Here is a 479-nt window from a genome sequence, read left to right as displayed (position 1 = left end):
CGGTACAATGGGTCTTGAAGGTGCTCCGGGGCTTAAAAAAGAACACTATGCCGTTTTTGACACCGCCGCTCCTTCAGGCAAAAAAGGAAAACGCTGCATTTCATGGACAGCCCATATCGGCATGATGGCGGCGGTTCAGCCGTTTATTTCCGGTGCGATTTCCAAAACGATAAATATGCCCAACTCCGCCAATTACGACGATGTAAAAGGCGCGTATATGCTCTCGTGGAAGAACGCGCTTAAAGCCGTAGCTTTGTACAGAGACGGCTCAAAACTTTCACAACCGCTTAATACCTTCGCTCCCGGAACCGACCCGTTAGCTGACACTATCATTAAAGTTGAAAAAGGGCTGGAGCTTCCTTCCGCACCGGATAGAAAAAAAGCGGCAAGTTTGCGTGGGCTTCGTAAATCGTTGCCAAACCGCAGAATGGGATACACTCAAAAAGCAAAAATCGGCGGACATTCAATTTTTATAAGGA

At 47.8% G+C, this 479-nt stretch carries 1 pseudogene; it reads left to right on the top strand.

The window, feature by feature from the left end:
* Positions 1-479 (top strand): annotated as a pseudogene (locus ACYVTD_RS15660) (vitamin B12-dependent ribonucleotide reductase); the annotation flags it as partial.

The organism is Treponema sp. R6D11, assembly GCF_054786075.1.
Note: the sequence above shows the minus strand (reverse complement) of the source record. Positions and strands in the feature narration are given on the sequence as shown.